This window comes from Streptomyces sp. NPDC102467, from assembly GCF_044765445.1.
Taxonomy (GTDB): Bacteria; Actinomycetota; Actinomycetes; order Streptomycetales; family Streptomycetaceae; genus Streptomyces.
Genome location: NZ_JBIWKA010000019.1, coordinates 1 through 20,863 on the forward strand (window position 1 = coordinate 1; position 20,863 = coordinate 20,863).

The 20,863-nt window shown below is 67.4% G+C and carries 17 protein-coding genes; 15 read left to right on the top strand and 2 right to left on the bottom strand.

Annotated elements, in window-relative coordinates; genetic code table 11:
• Positions 1–1,204: 1,204 nt before the first annotated feature.
• From ACIREE_RS33800 to panD, 10 genes are all read left to right on the top strand, one after another.
• Positions 1,205–1,885, top strand: a complete 681-nt coding sequence (locus ACIREE_RS33800; RefSeq protein ID WP_404160914.1) for an aminotransferase class IV — start codon at positions 1,205–1,207, stop codon at positions 1,883–1,885.
• A 128-nt stretch (positions 1,886–2,013) separates the two neighbouring features.
• On the top strand, positions 2,014–2,376 hold the full coding sequence (locus ACIREE_RS33805; protein ID WP_404160917.1) for a hypothetical protein: 363 nt from the start codon (positions 2,014–2,016) through the stop codon (positions 2,374–2,376).
• Positions 2,369–3,820 (top strand): pyridoxal phosphate-dependent decarboxylase family protein, encoded by a 1,452-nt coding sequence (locus ACIREE_RS33810; RefSeq protein WP_404160920.1) that lies wholly within the window; start codon positions 2,369–2,371, stop codon positions 3,818–3,820. The genes ACIREE_RS33805 and ACIREE_RS33810 overlap by 8 nt, the downstream gene beginning before the upstream one ends.
• 237 nt (positions 3,821–4,057) lie before the next feature.
• On the top strand, positions 4,058–4,984 hold the full coding sequence (locus ACIREE_RS33815) for a phytanoyl-CoA dioxygenase family protein (protein ID WP_404160922.1): 927 nt from the start codon (positions 4,058–4,060) through the stop codon (positions 4,982–4,984).
• A 126-nt stretch (positions 4,985–5,110) separates the two neighbouring features.
• On the top strand, positions 5,111–6,250 hold the full coding sequence (gene hppD / locus ACIREE_RS33820) for a 4-hydroxyphenylpyruvate dioxygenase (protein ID WP_404160924.1): 1,140 nt from the start codon (positions 5,111–5,113) through the stop codon (positions 6,248–6,250).
• Positions 6,247–7,431, top strand: a complete 1,185-nt coding sequence (locus tag ACIREE_RS33825) for an alpha-hydroxy acid oxidase (RefSeq protein ID WP_404160927.1) — start codon at positions 6,247–6,249, stop codon at positions 7,429–7,431. The genes hppD and ACIREE_RS33825 overlap by 4 nt, the downstream gene beginning before the upstream one ends.
• Positions 7,428–8,741, top strand: a complete 1,314-nt coding sequence (locus ACIREE_RS33830; protein WP_404160930.1) for a PLP-dependent aminotransferase family protein — start codon at positions 7,428–7,430, stop codon at positions 8,739–8,741. The genes ACIREE_RS33825 and ACIREE_RS33830 overlap by 4 nt, the downstream gene beginning before the upstream one ends.
• Before the next feature lie 92 nt (positions 8,742–8,833).
• Entirely contained in the window at positions 8,834–9,898 is a 1,065-nt protein-coding gene (locus tag ACIREE_RS33835; RefSeq protein WP_404161342.1) for a prephenate dehydrogenase, read from the top strand.
• A 274-nt stretch (positions 9,899–10,172) separates the two neighbouring features.
• On the top strand, positions 10,173–11,363 hold the full coding sequence (fabV, locus tag ACIREE_RS33840) for an enoyl-[acyl-carrier-protein] reductase FabV (RefSeq protein ID WP_404160933.1): 1,191 nt from the start codon (positions 10,173–10,175) through the stop codon (positions 11,361–11,363).
• Positions 11,364–11,527: 164 nt separating this feature from the next.
• The gene (panD, locus tag ACIREE_RS33845) at positions 11,528–11,947 is read left to right on the top strand and encodes an aspartate 1-decarboxylase (RefSeq protein WP_404160935.1); all 420 of its coding nucleotides are present in this window, start codon (positions 11,528–11,530) and stop codon (positions 11,945–11,947) included.
• Positions 11,948–12,695: 748 nt separating this feature from the next.
• Here the strand turns inward: panD and ACIREE_RS33850 are convergent.
• Both ACIREE_RS33850 and ACIREE_RS33855 read right to left on the bottom strand, forming a co-directional pair.
• Positions 12,696–13,271 (bottom strand): GNAT family N-acetyltransferase, encoded by a 576-nt coding sequence (locus tag ACIREE_RS33850; protein ID WP_404161345.1) that lies wholly within the window; start codon positions 13,269–13,271, stop codon positions 12,696–12,698.
• An 84-nt stretch (positions 13,272–13,355) separates the two neighbouring features.
• The gene (locus ACIREE_RS33855; RefSeq protein WP_404160938.1) at positions 13,356–14,189 is read right to left on the bottom strand and encodes a hypothetical protein; all 834 of its coding nucleotides are present in this window, start codon (positions 14,187–14,189) and stop codon (positions 13,356–13,358) included.
• Between the two features lie 58 nt (positions 14,190–14,247).
• On the opposite strand from ACIREE_RS33855, the gene ACIREE_RS33860 reads away from it, so the two are divergent.
• From ACIREE_RS33860 to ACIREE_RS33880, 5 genes are all read left to right on the top strand, one after another.
• Positions 14,248–15,597: a 6-phospho-beta-glucosidase gene (locus tag ACIREE_RS33860; RefSeq protein ID WP_404160941.1), complete on the top strand. Its 1,350-nt coding sequence runs from the start codon at positions 14,248–14,250 to the stop codon at positions 15,595–15,597.
• A 207-nt stretch (positions 15,598–15,804) separates the two neighbouring features.
• On the top strand, positions 15,805–15,996 hold the full coding sequence (gene tgmA, locus ACIREE_RS33865; RefSeq protein WP_404160944.1) for a putative ATP-grasp-modified RiPP: 192 nt from the start codon (positions 15,805–15,807) through the stop codon (positions 15,994–15,996).
• A 14-nt stretch (positions 15,997–16,010) separates the two neighbouring features.
• Positions 16,011–17,039 (top strand): ATP-grasp ribosomal peptide maturase, encoded by a 1,029-nt coding sequence (tgmB, locus tag ACIREE_RS33870; protein ID WP_404160947.1) that lies wholly within the window; start codon positions 16,011–16,013, stop codon positions 17,037–17,039.
• A gap of 78 nt (positions 17,040–17,117) precedes the next feature.
• Positions 17,118–18,572: a carboxylesterase/lipase family protein gene (locus tag ACIREE_RS33875; protein ID WP_404160950.1), complete on the top strand. Its 1,455-nt coding sequence runs from the start codon at positions 17,118–17,120 to the stop codon at positions 18,570–18,572.
• A gap of 149 nt (positions 18,573–18,721) precedes the next feature.
• On the top strand, positions 18,722–20,776 hold the full coding sequence (locus ACIREE_RS33880) for a phosphocholine-specific phospholipase C (RefSeq protein ID WP_404160953.1): 2,055 nt from the start codon (positions 18,722–18,724) through the stop codon (positions 20,774–20,776).
• Positions 20,777–20,863: the final 87 nt, after the last annotated feature.

Consider the following 20,863-nt stretch of genomic DNA (forward strand, 5'->3'; position numbering starts at 1 on the left):
GTCAGCCCACCGCCTTGCGCGTACCTCATGCACTCGGCATACCGCAGGGATCATGAACCGTCAGTCCTACCGACACCACGCTTTGAAGGTCAGTAGTACTGCAATCTCGACTCAATTCCAAACAACTGCGACCGGAACTGATTCCGCAAGATCATCACCATATAGACACTTCGACGTCAAGGATCTTGAGGTTATTTGAGGTTCCCTTGAGGTTTCTTGGAGGTCGCTACAAATCCGACATGGGAGAGTTGGTGTCTATTACAATGGCTAATGCAATGTGATGCGCCCCCTAGGGGCCGTGTCCCGTTGGAGATTGGGCTTTGTCCGGGGTGCGGGCGGCTTTGCCGTAGGGCGTGCCGGACGGGCTGGTGCACACCGATGCCCAGTGGGAACTTGGGCTCCGCTGTGAGGTCCGGGGGCTGCGCGAGGTCGACGTGTGGCAATGCCTTGGCGAGGTCCTGCCGGCTGAGCTGAACGCGGCCGCGCGACGGTCCGGTATCGCCACGTGGGCGACTTCTGCCACGTCAGGGCCCTGAGCCCTGGATGGGAGATGCCGCCCAGCAGCGGCATTGACTGCGTGACTTCGACGGGCCAAGGGCCTGCCTGAAGCCATCGGTCGTGTCGCCCGTCGCCCGCCGAAATGCCCGCCTCTACGCCGTTACTTGGTATCTACCGGTGAGTAGTCGAGCAGACCTCTGCCGAGCCGCAAGGATTCTGATGACTCCGCATCCACCGGGAAAGCCGACCCGACAACGGAGCCTTCCGCGAACTGGACCGTGGCCTCATAACCCAGCGGTAACTCCAGTCATTGGGTTGCCCGTTCTCGGATCAGCGGAAGAACCCTCTTGTCGATCATCGTTGCCTGGTGCAGACTATGGACGCGACCGGGCAGTTTGCATGGGATGGCGGTATCGGACCGCAGACCCCCATGGTGGCCCACGGCTCAACCGAGACGGAGCGGCCGGGCCCTCGCTTACACGAGTAGGCGAATCACCCGAACTCGACACCTGCGACGCCTGTCGGCTCGCGGGTCACTATGCAGAACTCTGTCCGACTTGGCGCAGGAAGCTTTTTGACCACCGGACAGCCCACCGATACGTACGTAAAGGGTGGAGCCGTTTCAGGGCTGCGCACACGCGGTCCCCGCACGTGTGCTTAGAAACCGGCTGCCCTAATCACTGGTACGCAACGCACAGGAGAAAAGGTGTCGTCGGCAATATCCGGTAACTTGATCGAGGTCGATGGTGTCATTTCGACGCTAGGCCCCCACGGCACCGACTCGGCACACGAAGCTTCGAAGCATTCCTCCAACGTCGCCTCCGGGCACAACGGAGTCACGCTTTGGGTGAGCAGCCGCTACACCCGATCCGCCCTGGGCGGCACTGGCACAGCCAAGTTCGGCGGCAACTACGCCGCCGGTCTCGCAGCCGAGATCGAGGCCAAGGAGCACGGCTGCGACCAAGTCATGTACCTCGACAGGACGGGTGGGGACGGCAACCTGGAGGAGTCGGGCGCGATGAATCTGTGCCTGATCACTTCGGACGGTCACCTCGTCACACCCAAGCTCGGCACGATTCTGGAGGGCGTCACCCGCGATGCCATCCTCGCCCTAGCGCCCGAGTTCGGACTTACCCCGGTGGAACGGACGATCTCTTTGGGGGAGTTGCGTACCAACGTGGCCGAGGGCCTCATCACGGAAACGTTTGCCGCTGGAACCGCAGCTGTGATTACGCCCGTTGTTGGATTCAAGGGCGATGACTATGCGTTCACGGTGGGCGAGGGCACGCCAGGCAAGCTGACCTGCGCGCTGCGTGAACGGCTTCTCGACATCCAGTTTGGGCGTGCTGAGGACCGTCATGGCTGGATGCACCACATCCAGCCATGACGAGAGACTCGACCTGGCCGTAGGGCGTCCCGGCGCAGCGACGTACGAGAGACCCCGCCGACAGAACCCGTAGGGACCCGACTGCCCGGCCTTCGGTCAGCCGGCTTGATCAGAAGAGGAGAGAAAGCATGAGTGCAGAGAAGATCACGGTGATCGAGACCTGGAAGCTGAAGGAGGAGTTCACCGGGCGCGCGCTGGAATTGATGCAGGTGATGGACGACATCGTCGGCCCGGGCGCGCACGGCGACCCGGGCTGGTGCGAGCACGGCCGCTTTTATCAGCTTCAGGAGCGTGAGCGGGAGATCTGGATGATGTACACCTGGCGCAGCCGTGCCGAGCACGAGGTGTTCATCAAGGAGGAGGAGAAGCTGCTCGGCGAATTCTACGAACAGTACTGCGATGGCCCGCGCGGCATCCTCTACTTCACGGAACTTCCGGTCGACGTCGAGGCAACCGACCCGCACGCCCATGCGGCAAGCACGCATGTCTGAACACACGGGCGACTGGGCGCCGGCAGACTTCGAACACCATGGCCGTGAGCTGCTCGCGACAATCCGTCAGCACTTCGAACAGGTCAGGGACGTGCCGGTGGCGCGTCCGTACGACGCAGCGGAGCTTATGGGCCGTCTGGACGTAGACCTGCCTGAGCAAGGCGAGGAGTTCCCGCGCATCCTCACGGATACGTGGGAGAAGGTCGTTCCTGACCTTGTCCACTGGAACCACCCCGGCTTCCACGGCTACTTTTCCACCTGCGCGAGCTTTCCCGGCATGCTCGCCGAGACGATGACGGCTGCACTCAACGTCAACTCGATGCTGTGGAAGACCAGTCCGTCGGCCTCGGCTCTCGAGCAGGTGGTCTTGCGGTGGCTCGCCGAACTGGCGGGCTACCCGAGCGAGGCGGACGGTCTGCTGGTCGGGGGTGCCTCGCTGGCCACGCTCTACGCCCTCGGCGCGGCCCGGGACGCGGCGCTCAGTTACGACGTGCGCGAGGAGGGTATGAGCGGGCCGCATGCCCGGGTGGCTCGGATCTACACCTCCGACCAGGCCCACAGCTCCGTGGACAAGGCCGCCATCACGCTCGGCATCGGTCTGCGGAACGTGGTGAAGATCCCGTCCGACGACCAGTACCGGATGCGACCGGACCTGCTGGAGGAGGCCATCGCTCGTGACCTCGCGGCCGGTTGTGTGCCGGTCGCAGTCGTCGCAACGGTCGGTACCACCTCGGTGGCGGCGGCGGATCCGCTTGAGCCGATCAGTGACATCTGCCGGCGGTTCGGGGTGTGGCTGCATGTCGACGCCGCCTACGGCGGCCTGTTCGCCTTCTCATCTCGCATGAGCGGTGCAGCGGAGGATGTGTCGGTCGGTGACTCGCTGGTAGTCAACCCCCAGAAGACGCTGTTCGTGCCACTGGACTCAACCGCGCTGTACTGCAAGCGGCGTGGCGTGCTTGCCAACACATACCGTCTCGTGCCGGAGTACCTGACTTCGGTTCATACGGGCGGCACGTTCGACTTCATGGACCTGTCACCACAGCTCGGAAGGGGCTTCCGGGCCCTGAAACTCTGGTGGGTGATGCGTTCGTTCGGCCGCTCGGGGCTGCAGTCCCGGTTGGATTACGCGATGCAACTGGCGGACAAGTTGCGGCAGTTGGCTGCCGACGACCCGAATTGGCAGTGCCCCGCTCCGTCGCGTTACCCGCTTGTATGCCTGCGGTACCTGCCGCAGGACGGGACGGCTTCGGACGCAAAGGCGGTGGACGACCTGAACGCCCGCATCGTCACGGAGCTCAACAACTCCGGCGAAGCCTTCGTATCTCACTCGGTGATCCGCGACGGCTACGTCGTCAGGGTCTCCCTCGCCAACATCCACACCACGGGGCAGGACATCGAGCGTCTGTGGAGCGTGCTGAACCGCACGGCGAAGATGTGCCGGTGATCCGTCACGTCGTGCCTGTGGGCTGGATCCCGGCTTCAGCCGGGAGCGCCCCTGGACGCACGAGGCCAGGCCTGCTGAACAACGACGAAGTCCTCGGCCGCCGCCTCGCCGATCCCCTTTACCGCAAGACAGCGAGTATCCGGGCGCGGCGCGGCTGCCGCGGGATCGCCTACGAGAAGGAAGCCCCGCCTCGGTAGGCAACCGTCGCACCCCCGCAACAGCGTTAAGGAGAATGACGTGTCCGCACCCACCGAGACCTTTGCCCTGACCGATGAGGAGCGCGAACTCCTGCCGTCGGACAGCGATGTCGCGTTCTACGCCGAGCATGGCTGGTACCTGTCGAAGAAGCTGTTCACTGACCGGGAGACCGCTCTGCTGCGGTCGGCCAGCGAGGAGTTCTACGCGGGACGGCGCGACCGGGTGCTTCCGAAGCATCCCGCGCGGCTGGCGTACTGGACTCCCGAGAAGGGCGACGTCCAGCGTCACAACGACTACGTCCACTACGAGAGCGACACGATCGCCGAGGTGCTGCGCAAGCCGCTGCTGGGAGCGGTGGCGGCGCGGCTGGCCCAGGCTGAGCAGATCCGGGTGTTCCAGTCGACCCTCATCCGCAAGCCGCCGCGGCCCGAGGAGCCCAGCAACGTCGTGCCCTGGCACTTCGACCGGGACTACTGGGCGACGTCGACCTCGGAGCAGATGCTGACCGCTTTCATCCCGTTCCACGACTGCGACGAGCACATGGGCACCATCACTATGGTCGACGGCAGCCACCGCTGGAAGGAGCTGAGCCGTGACGCCGTCACAGCCCGGCACTTCGCAGAGCTCGGGCGTGACGCGGAGTCGGTGCTTGAGCGTACCGCCGAGGCCAATGGCGCGAAGGTCGTCAAGGTGCCGGTGGTGATCCCGGAAGGGCATGTGAGCTTCCACCACTGCCGCACCTATCACGGCAGCGGGGCCAATCGATCCACCGAGCCGCGCCGCGCCATTTCGCTGCACCTCCAGGACGGCGCCAACGCGTACCGGGACTTTCCTCTCTCGGATGGCACCCTCGCCGCCTACAACCACGACGAGTTGGTGCGCAGGGCACCACACGGGACTCCCGACTACGCCGACCCCGAGTTCTGCCCTGTCGTCTGGGACGGCGCCGTGCCTCCGGTCGCGTAGGACGAATCGTCTCAGGGGGGCGACAACGGGCCGAGGCCCGGAACGAACCCGTGGACACCGGCGATGTGGGCCCGCCCGGCATCGCAACGATAGATCACTAGTACAGGAAGAAGCGGTTTGAGCGGCATGACCATCGCAGCAGACTCCGAACGCCCCGCACACTCGCAGCCCGCCGCTGAGCTCCCGGTCGGAGATCTCCGCCTTGACCACGTGGAGCTCTACGTCGAGGACCTCGACCGCGAGGCCGCCGATTGGACCACGCGGCTCGGCTTCACCGTCGTGGGCTCCGCCGGCGGAGCGGGGGCGGGATTCCGTAGCCTCGCTCTGCGCCAGGGGAAGATCGTCCTGGTACTCACCGAAGGCATCGAGGAGGAACACCCGGCCTCGCTCTTCACGAGTCTGCACGGGACTGGTGTGGCCTGCATCGCTCTGCGCACCGCCGACGTCGCGGCCGCTTTCGCGTACGCGGTGGGTCGAGGTGCGCGGCCGCTGGCCAAGCCCGTCCAGCTGTCAGGGCCGGGTGTAGTCGCCACCGCCACCATCTCGGGCTTCGGAGACGTTGTGCACACCCTCATCGAGCGTGAGAGCACCGACTGTCTACCGGCGGGCTTTGAGCCGATGTCGTCCGACTCCGTGATGGGCCCGTCCGCCTCCGAGGACGCCGGCCTTGAGGAGATCGACCACTTCGCCGTGTGCGTGCAGGCCGGGGAGCTGGATGAGGTCGTCAAGTGTTACCAAGAGGCGCTGGGGTTCAAGGAGATATTCGAGGAGCGGATCGTCGTCGGCTCGCAGGCCATGCTGTCGAAGGTGGTGCAGAGTTGCGAGGGTGACATCACGTTCACGATCATCCAGCCGGATCCGGAAGCCGACCCCGGGCAGATCGACGACTTCCTGAAGAACCATGGCGGTGCGGGAGTCCAGCACATCGCGTTCTCCAGCCCCGACGCCGTCGGTTCGGTCCGTGGTCTGAGTGCCGCCGGTGTGGACTTCTTGAAGACTCCCGCGACCTACTACCAACTCCTGTCTCAGCGTGTGGAGTTGCTCCGTCACGGGCTGGAGTCGTTGCGCGAGTGGAACCTCCTCGTCGATGAGGACCACGGCGGGCAGCTGTTCCAGATCTTCACCCGGTCGACGCACCCCCGGCGTACCCTCTTCTTCGAGGTGATCGAGCGGCTCGGCGCTGAAACGTTTGGGTCCTCCAATATCAAGGCTCTCTACGAAGCCGTCGAGTTGGAACGGCTGCAGCAGAACGCCTCCGTTCGATGACGGCGGCCACGGACACGTTTACGTCGGGTGGCTTCTTCGCCCTGGCCGACTTCGAACGGGCAGCGGATGCCGTGCTGCCTGCCGCCGTACGTGACTTCGTGGCGGGAGGCAGCGGTGCGGAACTCACTCTCGCCGCCAACCGGGCCGCGTTCGACCGGCTGCGGATCGTGCCGAGAACGCTGCGCGACGTATCGGAATACGAAGGTGCGACCACCCTGCTGGGCAGCCGGTCCGCCATGCCTGTGGCCACCGCGCCGATCGGTTACCAGAGGTTGGTACACCCCAAGGGCGAGCTCGCCGCCGTGCGCGCGGCGGCTGAGGCCGGAATCCCCTTCACCGTCGGCACGCTGAGCAGCTACACCGTGGAGGAGATTACGGCCGTCGGGGCCACGACATGGTTTCAGCTCTACTGGCTGCGTGACCGTGAGCGGTCGTTCGACCTGGTGCGCCGCGCCGAGGACGCCGGGTGCAGCGCCGTGATGCTCACCGTCGACGTGCCCTGGATGGCCCGTCGGAGGCGTGACCTTCGCAATGGCTTTGTACTGCCGGACGATGTTGTGGCCGCGCATTTCCCGGCGGGTGCGGAATCGGCAGCGCATCAGGTGGTTTCGGGCGAATCTGCGGTTGCCCGCCACACCGCCGCAGCCTTCGCGCCGTCCCTGAGCTGGGCCGACCTGGAGGAGCTTCGGCGCCGCACCCGGCTGCCACTGCTGGTCAAGGGCGTGCTCGATCCGGCGGACGCGGCCCAGGCGGCCGAGTCGGGGGTGGACGGCATCGTCGTCTCCAATCACGGCGGACGACAGATGGACGGGGCCGTAGCAAGCATCGACGCGCTGGCGGAGGTGTGCGCGGCGGTGGACGGGCGTTGCGAGGTGCTACTCGACAGCGGCGTCCGCAGCGGGCTCGATGTGCTCAAGGCTCTAGCACTCGGGGCGAGCGGCGTTCTACTTGGACGTCCGCTGCTATGGGGGCTCGCGACAGGCGGGGCCGAAGGAGCGCGCGCGGTCCTTGACCTACTCGCGGACGAGCTGCGCGACGCGCTCGGGCTCGCAGGGTGTTCCGGTCCGGAGTCCGCGAGCACCCTGCGCGTCGTGCGGGACGCGATGGGCGCGGGTCGTACTGGTACGGCCCACGACCACACCACGTGCACGACCAGCCATGAAGGGATGGCCCTACGGTGACACAGCGGTATCCGGCAACTCTGTTGCGCACAGCGGAGTTGCATGCATCCCTCGAGGACAAGTCGCTGGGATCGATGAATTTTCTGAACGAGATCGCCCAGCGTTTTCCCGAGGCAATTTCCTTCGCGCCGGGGCGGCCCTACGAAGGCTTCTTCGACACCGATCTCGTCTACGACTACCTTCGGCGCTTCGAGCAGTATCTGAGAGAGGAGAAGGGGTACGACGAGGCGCAGGTGCGCCGGACCCTCTTCCAGTACGGGCGGACCAACGGCATCATCCACGAGCTGATCGCCCGCCACCTGGAAGTGGACGAGGGAATGACCGTGGACCCTGAATCGGTCGTGGTCACCGTTGGCTGCCAGGAGGCGATGTTCCTGGCGCTGCGCGCGCTGCGCGTGGACGAGCGGGACGTAGTCCTCGCCGTGTCGCCGAGTTACGTGGGACTTACTGGGGCCGCCCGCCTCGTGGACATGCCGGTCCTTGAGGTGGCCGGCGGGCCGAACGGCGTAGACCTGGAGAGTCTCGAGCGGGTGGTGTACGAGGCACGCGCGCGCGGTCTGCGTCCCCGAGCCTGCTACCTGGTTGCAGACTTCGCCAATCCCTCGGGCATCAGCCTGGATTTGGCGACCCGTCACGCACTGCTCGATCTCGCGGAGCGGCTCGACCTTCTGTTGCTGGAGGACAACCCGTACGGCTATTTCGCTGCGGACGGCGTGCGGTTGCCCACGATGAAGTCGCTCGACACCCGGGGCAGGGTTATCTATCTGGGGTCGTTCGCGAAAACCGGTCTGCCCGGTGCTCGGATCGGATACGCAGTGGCCGACCAGCGAGTCTTGGGCGCCGATGGCCGGGAGGGGCTATTGGCCGATGAACTGTCGAAGATCAAGAGCATGCTCACGGTGAATACCTCGCCCGTTGCCCAGGCTGTCATCGCGGGCAAGCTCCTGACTCACGACCTGAGTCTGTACAGAGCCAATGAGCGCGAGATCGCCTTGTACCGCAACAATCTGCATCGCGTGCTGGCGGGCTTGGACCGACTCTTCCCGTCCGCCGGCGCATCGGGAGTGACCTGGAACGTACCGGGCGGCGGGTTCTTCATCGTGTTGACGGTGCCTTTCCCGGCGGATGACGCGCTGCTGGAGATCTCCGCACGCGACTACGGGGTGCTGTGGACCCCGATGAGCTACTTCGGCTCAGAACCGGAGGCCGCTCACCAACTCCGCCTGTCCTACAGCCAAGTCGACGGGGCGGAGATCGATGAAGGGCTTGAACGCCTCGCCGCTGTGCTCTCCGTGCAGCGGCAGGGCTGACCCCTGGGACGGTCTGCCTTCCAACGGCCGCGGAATCAAGCGCAACTTCGGCCTGGGTGTTGTCGATTCGATCAAGCTTGAGGGAATCCATGTTGCGTAGTGCCGCTGTCGTCGGGACGGGGCTGATCGGTACTTCGATCGCTCTGGCGCTTTCCGCCAGAGGAGTCGTCGTCTACCTGATCGACCAAGAACCCATGGCCGCCATGACCGCTGCAGCAATGGGAGCCGGGCGTGCCGAGGAACCCGCGGAAGCGGTCGACCTGGCCATTCTTGCGGTACCGCCGGCGGAACTCGCCACCACCCTCGCACGGGTACAAAAGCGCGGGCTCGCCCGAGCCTATACAGACGTCGCCAGCGTCAAGGCGCGGCCCATGGCGGACGTCGTCGAGCTGGGATGTGATCTCACATCCTTCGTGGGAGGCCATCCCATGGCCGGCGGAGAACGTTCCGGCCCGCTCGCCTCACGAGCCAACCTGTTCGAAGGACGGGTCTGGATCCTCTCCCCCCACGCCGCAACTTCGGAGCAGGCTCAACATGCCGTCGAGAGCATGATCGATATATGTGGCGCCCATCTGCTCGTCATGAGGCCGGACGAGCACGATGCGGCAGTCGCCTTGGTCTCCCATGCTCCGCACATTGTTGCCAGCCTCATGGCCGCGCGCCTGGAGAATGCCGCAGAGTCACAGATCAGCCTGGCAGGTCAGGGCGTGCGTGATGTCACACGGATCGCGGCGGGTGATCCCGAGCTGTGGCTCGATGTTCTGTCCGCCAACGCCGGCTCCGTGGCCGACACCCTCACCGAACTGGCCCGTGACCTGGAAAGAGTGACAGCGGCGCTGAGACGTCTGGAGCTTGGCGCAGAGAGGACGAGCGACGACGGTGCCGAGGCTCTCCTCGACGTGCTGAACCGAGGCGTTGCCGGCCACGAGAGGCTGCCGAACAAACACCGTGCTCCGAAGGCTCGTTATGTAACGATCACGGTGCCGGTGGGCGACCAGCCAGGCGAGCTGGCTCGTCTCTTCACGGACATCGGGGCGGCAGGGGTGAACGTCGAAGACGTCTTCATAGACCACGATCCGGGGAAGACAACCGGGGTGGTGGAACTGCTGGTTGCGCCTGAAGTCGCTGAGGAGCTCTCTCGGAGCCTGAAGGGCTGAGACACTCGCCGAGGATGGTGTCAGCCACATCACGGGGCGAATTGCCTGTCGGATACAATCGAAGTTTGATCCAGCAGACAGCCCCGGCGTCTCTCACGCACAACGACAGATCTCCGTGTGGCGAATTGGCGCCGTGAGCCACTGCCCCTTTTGAGCAGCTCCGCGATGGTAAGAGGGCGGTTCGCTCCAACATCGCCTCGCCTGCCTGGGCACCCGTGCACTGCTCGCCGTGGCCCGGCGCATCCCCAATCTCGATCAAGAAGGGCACTCTCCCATGAGTGAACGACACCTCGCCCCCGGAGGCCGCGGCTTCCTTATGGTCAACGCCCACCCTCAAGGCGCAGTGGACACAGTTGACAGGCTCTGGCAGCAACTCCCGCAGCAAGAAGCCGCCGCGGAGAAGCCTCCGGTCGTGGTGGTTGTCGGCTTCAGCGCCGGCTACGGCCTGGCCGCGACACTTGCTGCGGCCCGCCGCGGAGCGGTCGGCGTCGGCGTTGCTTACGAGGCTGCCGAAACGCACCGCCGCACCGCCTCCGCCGGTTGGTACCGTGCTGCCCGCACCGCTGAACTCGCCGACGGGTGGACCTTCCTCAATACCGACGCGTTCGCCGACACCGCCAAGACCGAGGTCATCAAGGAACTGGCACAGCGCTACGGCAGGGTCGACCACCTGATTTACAGCATCGCTGCCCCGCGCCGCACCGACCCCGTCACCGGCCAGGTCCACCACTCCGTCGTCCTGCCGCTGGGGCAAGCCTCCACCGCCAAGACTTTGGAGTTCACAGACGATCGACCCGTCATCGGCAGCTCCACGCTGCAACCCGCCACCGACGCCGAACGCGACGCCACCGTCAAGGTCATGGGCGGCGAGGACTGGCAGCACTGGATTGGCGCCCTCGCAGAGGCCGATCTCCTCGCCGACGGCTTCACCACGACCGCGCTCACCTATGTGGGCTCCGACCTGACTGCCGACATCTATCGCAACGGCACCATCGGTGCAGCCAAGGAGCATCTCGAAGCATCCGCACACCACCTCGGCACCCGACTCGCCGACCACGGCGGGCGCGCCTTCACCGCCGTCGCCGGAGCCGCCGTCACCCAGGCCTCGACCGCGATCCCCAGCATCGCCCTTTACACCAGCCTGCTGCACCACGTCCTCGGGGAGGACGGCTTTCTCACCACCGCACAGCAGATGGACGTTCTGTGGTCCCAACTCGAGGGCGAACAGCCATTCCTCCTCGATGACGCAGGCCGCATCCGCCTCGACGGCTGGGAGCTCGACGCCACCGTCCAGAGCCAGGTCCGGACCCAATGGGACCAGATCACCACCGAGAACGTCACCGACCATGCCGACACCGGGTGGTTCCGCCGGCAGGTCGGGCAGCTCTATGGCTGGAACGTCCCTGGCATCGACTACGACCTCCCGAGCCAGACCGCCGTGCCCTGGCCCCAGCCCACTGCATAGCGCTATGGGGCTCGTCGGCCACCAGCTGCGGCCCCGGTCTTGTTGTCCGGTGAACGGCCGGGCAACAACGGTAGTGAATGCCCGAAAACGTGACTCATTGTAAAAAACCGCACTCGACCTGTCCCGAAATCAGGCAGCGAGCTTAGAAGGCCAGGAGTGTCTCGATGCTACGCACCATGTTCAAGTCCAAGATCCACCGCGCTACCGTGACTCAAGCCGAACTGCACTACGTGGGATCGGTGACTATTGACGCGGGCTTGCTTGAAGAAGCCGACCTGCTTCCGGGCGAGCTGGTTCACATCGTGGACATCACCAACGGTGCTCGCCTGGAGACATACGTCATTGAAGGTGAGCGCGGATCCGGTGTGATCGGTATCAACGGGGCCGCTGCCCATCTGGTCAACCCCGGGGAGCTGGTGATCATCATCAGCTACGCTCAGGTAACCGACGCCGAGGCGCGGAGCCTGAAGCCGAAGGTCGTCCACGTGGACGGCGACAATCGGATCGTGGCCATGGGCGCGGACCCGGCGGAACCGGTGCCCGGATCGGATCAGGAGCGCAGCCCGCAGGCGGTCGGGGGTTGAGCGGGGCATTGGTGGCTGCCACCCAGCATGTCCGTGACGTCGTCGCCGCGGAGTGACCCCGATCATGTGGACCCGCTGGGACCGGTTCATGGTCTCCGACGACTTGCCCGGGTGATCACGGGCACGCTTCATCCGCACCTGGCCCGCTACCCCCGCCCCAGGGACTTCTCAAGGACTTTCAGGTCTGCCCCAGGGAGGGGCCAGGGATTTTCCGCCAGGTAAGCAGGGAAGGCCCTGACAGCGCTGAAAGAGCTGAACTCGCTGTTCAGGGCCCATTTCCTCAGCACTCGATGATGTTCACCGCGAGACCGCCGCGCGCGGTCTCCTTGTACTTCACGAACAAGTGGGTCCAGGGCCATCGGGGCATCCCCGAGTTGGTGGGGAGGGCCAGGCCATCGCCGACCAGAACAGGTCCGCCTACGGAACACACGGGTCCGCGGGTGTGTTCCGATCTCTGGGCGCTCGCACACAGAACTGACGAGTCGTCACTAAAGTCAGCAACGGGTCAGCACCGATGCGGCCAGGGAGGGCGAAAGCCTGAGACACCTGCACATGAGGCTTTGCTCCAGTAGTCGTCCTCGCCTGGGTCTTTGCAGGTCAAAACCAGTCTCCTAGACCGATCGCGTGCCCGTGCAAACGAACCAGTCGTACCACTCGACGGCGTTGCCGACGGAGGCGGCGAGGAGTTGGCGCGCCGGGTGTCATGATCCTGACCCGTTCCCAAGAAGGTCCCTGCTCACGCGTGACATCAACCGCTGCCGGGGATCGCCTCGGTCGTCGGCTGCCACTCCCGCCTGAGCAACCCGAACACCCACGTGTCGGAGACCTCGCCGTTCACGACGCAGTCCTCCCGCAACGTCCCTTCCCGCACGAACCCGATCTTCTCCAGGACCCGGGCGGACGCCACATTGCGCGTATCGGTCTCGGCCTGCACCCGATTCAGGTCCAGTGTGTCGAATGCCCACTGGAGCACGGCGTGCGCGGCTTCCGTCGCGTAGCCCTGGCCCCACATCGCTTCGTCGAGGACGTAGCCCAACGACGCGCTGCGGTACTCCGGGTTCCATCCCGTCAGACCGCACCAGCCGACGAAGGCCCCGTCGGAAGCGCGGTCGACGGCCACCCGCGCCCCGGTGCCCTCGTCCGCCAGCTTCCGGCAGATCGTGATGAACCGCTCGGCGCGAGCCGGTTCGGTCCATGGTGCTGAATCCCAGTAGCGCATCACGTAGGCGCTGCTGTGCAGGGCGAAGAGGGAGGCCGCGTCGGCGTGGGCGAAGGGCCGCAGGCGCAGGCGAGCGGTGTGCAGAACGGGCGTGGCCAGAGTCATGCGCGCCATCTTGCGTCCTCATGGGGCGGGCGGAACACCGAATATCCGACCCCCGCGCCCCGCCGCCGCACACCTCAGGACACCTCAGGAGCGCTTGTACGCGATCACGGCCGTCGTCACCAGGCACGGTGAGGGCGGCACGACCGCGACGCGCAGGGTGCCGCGCGCGGCGTCGTAGTCGATGCCCTCCGCCTCGAACGTGCCGGAGCAGACGCTGCGCTGCGGGATGGCGAAGGCGGTCGTGACGTGGCCCGTGACCGGCTTGCCGTCGAGCGGCCGGTCGAGGGCGACGCCCAGTACCTCCTTCGCCGCGTCGTCGGACGAGCACAGCAGGTGCGTGGCGTCGGTGAAGTCGCAGCCCTGGATGTTCTCGACGGACGTGTCGAGGGTGATCTGCCCGGCCTGCGGCAGGTTCGCGCCGGGGGCGGGCGCGGACGCGTTCAGCGCCGGCGTGGGGAAGACCTGGAGCCGCTTCATGGCGCCCCACTCGCCGGACACCAGCCACTGTCCGTCGGGCGACACGGAGGCGAACGAGTTGTTGAGCAACTCGCCCTGGTCCAGCGCGTGTTCGTACGTCGTGCGGGTGCCGTCCGGGGCCGTCGCCGCGAACATCTTCTCCGTCGCGTCGTCGCCGCCCTGGTACGCGTCGAAGGTGTAGCCGCCCGCCACGTCCGGGTCCCCGACGTGCGTCCAGCCCGCTATGCGCAGATCGAGCGGGACCGAGGCGAGCCCCCGCTGCACGAGCGAGCCGTCGGCGCGGCTCGCCAGGCCCTGACTGCCGGTGAGCGAGTTCACGTGGCTCGTGCCGGTCTCGGTCCAGGCGGGCGCCGCCGTGGCCGACGCGGTGCCCGCGCCGAGGGCGAGCGCACCCGTCAGCGCGGTCAGGGTCAGGAGTTGACGTCTGGTGTGCCGGTTCATGGGGGGCCTCCGCCGGTCGAAGATCAGGTCGGGGACCAGGCTGCCCTACGATCACGCCATGAGGCTGACGATTCTCGGCGGTGGCGGATTCCGGGTGCCCCTCGTGTACGGAGCGCTGCTCGCCGACCACGCGCAGGGCAGGGTTACCGAGGTCACGCTGCACGATGTCGACGCAAACCGGCTGCGGGCCATCACCGGCGTACTGAGAGAACAAGCCACCGGCGTGCCGGACGCGCCCGCCGTGCGGGCCACGACCGATCTCGACGAGGCGCTGCGCGGCGCCGACTTCGTCTTCTCGGCGATCCGGGTCGGTGGCCTCGCGGGCCGCGCCGCGGACGAACAAGTCGCCCTGGCCGAGGGTGTGTTGGGGCAGGAGACGGTCGGCGCGGGCGGCATCGCGTACGGGCTGCGCACCGTGCCCGTGGCCGTACACATCGCGCGCCGGGTCAAGGAAGTGGCCCCCGACGCCTGGGTGATCAACTTCACCAACCCGGCGGGCCTGGTCACCGAGGCCATGTCCCGGCACCTGGGCGACCGCGTCATCGGCATCTGCGACTCGCCCGTGGGCCTCGGGCGCCGCGTCGCCCGGGTGCTCGGCGCGGACCCGGCCGACGCGTGGGTCGACTACGTCGGACTCAACCACCTCGGCTGGCTGCGCGGTCTGCGGGTGCGCGGCCGCGATGAACTGCCGCGCCTGCTCGCCGACGAGAAACTGCTCGGCTCCTTCGAGGAGGGCCGCCTCTTCGGCACGGACTGGCTGCGCTCGATCGGCGCGATCCCCAACGAGTACCTGCACTACTACTACTTCAACCGCGAGACGGTGCGCGCCTACCGGGAGGCCGAGCGCACGCGCGGCGCCTTCCTCGCCGACCAGCAGTCCGCGTTCTACGCCGACCCCTCGTACCCGAGCTGGGAGCGCACCCGCGCCGAGCGCGAGGCCACGTACATGGCGCACAACCGGGAGGCCTCCGGCGCGGGCGAGCGTGACGCCGCCGACCTGGAGGACTCCGGCGGCTACGAGAAGGTGGCCCTCGCCCTGATGCGGGCCATCGCGCGCGACGAACGCGCCACCCTCATCCTCAACGTCCGCAACCGGCGCACCCTCGCGGCACTGGACGCGGACGCCGTCATCGAGGTGCCCTGTCTCGTCGATGCCAACGGCGCCCACCCGGTTGCCGTGGACCCGTTGCCGCTGCACGCCACCGGCCTGGTCACCGCCGTGAAAGCCGTGGAACGCGAGGTGCTCGCGGCGGCCGATTCGGGGTCGCGCGCCACCGCCGTGAAGGCGTTCGCGCTGCATCCTCTCGTGGACTCCGTGACAGTGGCCGACCGCCTGGTCGACGGCTACATCGGCGTGCACTCGGGACTCGCCTACCTCTCCCATGGAGGACGCCGTAAGGACGTGTAAAGGCTTGTAAAGGCGGTAGTGCTAAGGGGCGGCCTTTCGGGCCGCCCCTTTTGCGTTCTGACGTCGTGCCATCGCACGCCGCGGCGGAAGCAACTCCTCCGCAGGTGTGATGCGTTCTACAGAGAGAATCTGAGAATTTCCTCAGGAGAGTGACGCCGGAGAGTCACCATGGGCTTGACTTGGTGGGCCCCTCAACTAGGAGTACTCATGCGACCGTTCGCCCTGAAGTACGCTCGTGCCGCGCGAGACGCTGAGGTCAGCGCGGTGTACACATATGACTCCGCACTGCAGTTGAATCTGCTGCCCGACGGCGGAGTGGCCGCGCGCGACTACGCAGTGTTGCGAGAATGTGCGGCCACCACGTCCACCGCAGGATCCAAAACCCATTTCGACGACTGAACGGCCGATCGGAAATGACGGTGCTGATCCTGACGAGCGAACAGGATGTGACGGCCGACATGGCCGTCGTCGAATTGAACGCCAAGGGAATCCCGGTCCTCCGGCTCGACCCGGCCGAACTGCCCGGCGGCGTCGACCTGTCGGGGGAGTACGCGCACGGCGTGTTCCACGGTCACCTCTCCGTCGGCGGTCGCGTGGTCAGCATGGGCGGGCTGCGCTCCATCTGGGTGCGCAGACCCGGCACGCCGGGCGCACGGTCCCCGGCAGCGTCGTCCTGGCTCACGGAGGAGGCCTCGCAGGCCCTGTACGGGATGCTGCGCTGCACGGACGCGCGGTGGATGAACCATCCCGACGCCGCCCGCCGGGCACGGCACAAACCCTGGCAGTTATGGCTTGCGCGGGAGTGCGGGCTGCCCGTGCCGGCCACACTGATCACGACGTTCCCGCGGGTGGCGCGGGCCTTCGCCGAGCGCTACCCCGACCTGGTCGTCAAGCCGGTGTCCGGGGCGCACCCCGGCGACGGAGCGCTCGCCGTGCCGACGACCCGGGTGCGGCCCGGCGAGGACTACCAGGACGTGGCGCACGGGCCGACGCTGCTGCAGCGCAGGGTGCGCAGGACCGCCGACATCCGCCTCACCTGCGTCGGCGACCGGCTGTTCGCCGCGCGTTCGCGGAGCGCCACCGACGGTGCCGATGGCGTCGATGACATCGATGCCACCGGCGACATCGTGGACGTCCGCTTCGACCCCGGCGCCGGTCCCTGGCGGCCGGTGAGCGTGCCGCGGCGCGTCGCCGACGGCGTCCACGCGTATCTCGACAGGGCGCAGTTGGCGTACGGCGCCTTCGATTTCGCCGAGGACGCCGACGGCATCTGGTGGTTCCTGGAGTGCAACCAGTCCGGCCAGTTCGGTTTCGTGGAGATCGAGACCGGGCAGCCCATCGGCCGGGCCGTGGCGGAGTGGCTCGCGGGAGAGCCGCTGGGGCCGGCCGGAGCACCGCCCGGGCCCGGTCCGCTGCCGGACGGGGACCCGACATGCCCTTGATCTTTACGTGGCGGGGGTCGGCAGGGTACGAGAGGGGTGGTGCCCGATCCCGGGCACCCTGGCCGAGGGAGCCTCCGCATGACCGACGCATCGCCTGAGTGCACCACCCGGCAGGGCGCCGTGCGCGGCCGCACCGAGCGAGGGGTCACCGCGTTCCTCGGAGTGCCGTACGCGGCCGCGCCGTTCGGGCCGCGCAGGTTCGCCGCGCCCGCGCCCGCCGAACCGTGGACCGGGGTGCGCGACGCCACCACGTACGGGCCGACCGCGCCCAAGGCCCCGTACGCGCCACCCTTCGACGTGCTCATCCCCGAGACGTCCGTGCCGGGCGAGGAGTGCCTCAACCTCAACATCTGGACCCCGGAGCCGGGCCCCGGCGCGCGCCTGCCCGTCATGGTGTGGCTGCACGGCGGCTCCTTCTCCAACGGCTCCGCGAACGCCTCCGGGTACCGCGGCGACACCTTCGCCCGCGACGGCGTCGTCTTCGTCGGCGTCAACTACCGCCTGGGCACCGACGGCTTCCTGCACCTGCCGGGCGCCCCCGACAACCGCGGCCTGCTCGACCAGATCGCCGCCCTCGAGTGGGTGCGCGACAACATCGGGGCGTTCGGCGGCGACCCGGACCGCGTCACCGTCTTCGGCGAGTCGGCCGGCGCCATGGCGATCGGGCTGCTGCTCACCGAGCCGCGCGCCCGCGGTCTGTTCCGGCGGGCCGCGCTGCAGAGCGGGGCGTGCCACCACTTCGTCCGCCCCGACACGGCGCTCCGGATCGGCGAGCGGATGGCCCGCAGCCTCGGCGTCGCGCACTCGGCGCAGGCCTTCGCGGACGTGCCGCTGCCCGAACTGATCGCGGCCCAGGACGCTCTGCGCGCCGACTACGCGTCCAGGCCGGACCCGGCCGTCTGGGGCGACGCGGCCCGCAACGGCATGGTCTTCGAGCCGGTCGCCGAGCGGCTCGCCCTGCCCGGACCCGACCTCGGCGTCGACCTCCTCGTCGGCAGCAACCGCGAGGAGAACCGGCTGTTCATGGTCCCGACCGGCCGCTTCGCCACGATCACCGAGGAGCGCGCCCGCCGGGGCGCGGCGGCCTACGGCATGGACCTCGACCGGTACGCGGCCGCCCGGCCCGGCGCGAGTCCGGGGGAGCTTTTGGAAGCGATCGGCACCGACTGGTTCTACCGGATCCCCGCCGTGCGCCTGGCCGAGTCCGTCCCCGGCTCGCACGTCTACGAATTCGCCTGGCGCTCGCCGCAGTTCGACGGCGAGCTCGGCGCCTGCCACGCGATCGAGATCGGCTTCGTCTTCGACCTCCTCGACGACCCCGACTACCTCCCCCTGGTCGGCGAGAAGGGGCCGCGCGAGCTGGCCCGTACGGTCCACGCGGCGTGGGTGGCGTTCGCGTCGACCGGAGATCCGGGCTGGCCGGCCTACGACCCGGCGGGGGAGCGGACGACCATGGTGTTCGACGACGGAGCCTGCCGCGCCGAGGCGGATCCGCGGGCGGCGGAGCGGGAATTCTGGCACGACGCGCGGTGACGCTTTGGTGACTTCACGCATCGGCCGCGCACATTTTGCGCGACTGTCACTTCAGTTCCCTTTCCTTCCACCCCGGTCGTCTTGAACACTCCCCGTTGCCCCTCATCGCGGACGGACCACCACCGAAGCAACAGGAGACCCCCACACTCATGACCGAACTCAATCGGCGTCGCTTCCTCCAGATCGCCGGCGGGACCGCCGCCTTCACGGCGCTGTCCGGCTCCATCGACCGGGCCGCCGCCATCCCCGCGGCGCGCCGCAGCGGCACCGTGCAGGACATCGAGCACATCGTCGTCCTCATGCAGGAGAACCGTTCCTTCGACCACTACTTCGGGTCGATGAAGGGCGTCCGCGGCTTCGGTGACCCGCGTCCGGTGACGCTGCCCAGCGGCAAGCCGGTGTGGAACCAGTCGAGCGCGGGCAAGGAGACCCTGCCCTACCACCCGGACGCCGACGACCTGGGCATGCAGTTCATCGCCGGTCTCGACCACGACTGGGCCGGCGGGCACAGCGCCTTCAACAACGGCAAGTACGACAACTGGATCGCCGCCAAGGGCACCGGCACGATGGCGCACCTCACGCGGGGCGACATCCCGTTCCACTACGCCCTCGCCGACAAGTTCACCGTCTGCGACGACTACCACTGTTCGTTCATCGGCGCGACCGACCCGAACCGCTACTACATGCTCACCGGCCACGTCGGCAACGACGGCACCGGCGGCGGTCCGGTCCTGGGCAACGAGGAAGCGGGGTACGGCTGGACGACGTACGCCGAGCGCCTGGAGAAGGCGGGCGTCTCCTGGAAGGTGTACCAGGACATCGGCGACGGCCTGGACGCCGCGGGCGGCTGGGGCTGGATCGACGACGCGTACCGCGGCAACTACGGCGACAACTCCCTGCTGTACTTCAACAGTTATCGCAACGCCAAGCCCGGCGACCCGCTCTTCGAGAAGGCCCGCACCGGCACGAACGCCAAGGCGGGCGACGGGTACTTCGACCTGCTCAAGTCCGACGTGAAGGCCGGGAAGCTGCCGAAGATCTCCTGGATCGCGGCCCCCGAGGCGTTCTCCGAGCACCCCAACTGGCCCTCGAACTACGGTGCCTGGTACGTCTCCCAGGTCCTCGACGCCCTCACCTCCAACCCCGAGGTGTGGAGCAAGACGGCCCTGTTCATCACGTACGACGAGAACGACGGCTACTTCGACCACGTCGTGCCGCCCTACGCGCCCGCCTCGGCGAACCAGGGCCTCTCCACGGTCGACACGAAGCTCGACTACTACCCGGGCGGCAGCCGGGCCGCGGGCCCCTACGGGCTCGGCCAGCGCGTGCCGATGATCGTGGTCTCGCCGTGGTCGACGGGCGGCTATGTGTGCTCGGAGACCTTCGACCACACCTCGATCATCCGCTTCATGGAGAACCGGTTCGGGGTCAAGGAGACCAACATCTCGCCGTGGCGCCGTGCCATCTGCGGTGACCTCACGTCGGCGTTCGACTTCTCCCTCAAGGTGACCGACCCGGCCGACCTGCCCGACACCGCGGGCTTCGAGCCCCCGGACCGCGAACGGCACAGCAGCTACGTGCCGAAGCCGCCCGCGCAGGGCGCCCTGCCCAAGCAGGAGAAGGGCTCGCGGCCCAGCCGTCCGCTCGGGTACGCGCCCTACGTCGACGGCGCGCAGGATGTCGCGACCGGCAAGTACAAGCTGACGTTCAGCGGCGGCGACAAAAAGGGCGCGGCCTTCCAGGTGCGCTCCCAGAACCGCGGCGACGGCCCCTGGACCTACACGGCCGAAGCCGCCAAGTCGCTCTCCGACAGCTGGAACTCGGCCTACTCCAGCGGCAGTTACGACCTCACGGCGCACGGCCCGAACGGCTTCCTGCGCGCCTTCAAGGGCAACAACAAGGTCGCCGAGCCGGAGGTGACCGCGCGGCACGACGGCGGCACGGGCAATCTCAAGCTGACCCTGAAGAACCCGACCACCGCCGACGTCCACCTCACGGTCACCAACGCCTACGGCGGACAACCGCAGACGTACACGGTGCGCGCCGGTGCCACCGTGGCACAGACCGTCGACCTGCGTGCCACCAAGCGCTGGTACGACCTGAAGATCGTCGTCGAGGGGAACGCCGGCTATCTGCGGCGCCTTGCCGGGCACGTCGAGAACGGGCAGGCCGGCGTGAGCGACCCGCTCATCGCGACCGCCTGACAACCGCCTGAACCGTGTGCCCCTGCGCCCCTGTCACGGCAGAGGCGGAGGGGCACACATCACATTTGTTGGGTCTGGATGTGTTCA